This window comes from Thalassotalea sp. G20_0 (assembly GCF_017744175.1).
Taxonomy (GTDB): domain Bacteria; phylum Pseudomonadota; class Gammaproteobacteria; order Pseudomonadales; family Endozoicomonadaceae; genus Endozoicomonas.
In genome coordinates, this window is the sequence record NZ_JAGHQV010000535.1 from 1 (window position 1) to 520 (window position 520).

Genomic DNA, 520 nt, shown 5'->3' on the forward strand with positions numbered 1-520 from the left:
GTGCATAATTATGAACCAAAATGCAATAGCAAATATCCTCAGAGACCTGACAAAAGTCCTGGACTGCTTTTATGAACCACTTCCCTTTGACATCAAACGGGATGAAATGTTGACCATGGATGAAGTTTGCCACCGCCTGAAAATTCACCGGAACACGCTGAGAGGCTGGCTGAAAAAAGGGTCATTCCCTGCACCGATCGATGTCAGCGGTCAACAACGTTGGCCTACCTCCATGATCAATGCCCGGATCTATGAGGACAACCCGCACCTCCGTGAACAGGAATACCTGATGGTGCAGGCCCAGCGCATTTCCAAATCCGTACCAGATGATCATGAGCGCCTGCTCGCAGAGGCCCGCCGTATCGCCAAATCTGAAAAATCAGGTGCTGCCGCATGATCCTGGTTGAACACATTTTGGAAAAACTGAAGGGTGACAAGCAGCTCCGGTTTAAAGACACCAAGAATCCAAAATACCTGCGGGATGGCATCTGCCCGAAATGCCATAAGGATGGTTTGTGGG

At 49.6% G+C, this 520-nt stretch carries 1 protein-coding gene; it reads left to right on the forward strand.

All coding sequences use genetic code 11. The annotated features are described in order from the left end of the window. Positions 1–397 (forward strand): helix-turn-helix transcriptional regulator (locus tag J7438_RS27425; protein WP_209279166.1); only part of this gene is annotated, 397 nt, incomplete at its 5' end. Positions 398–520: the final 123 nt, after the last annotated feature.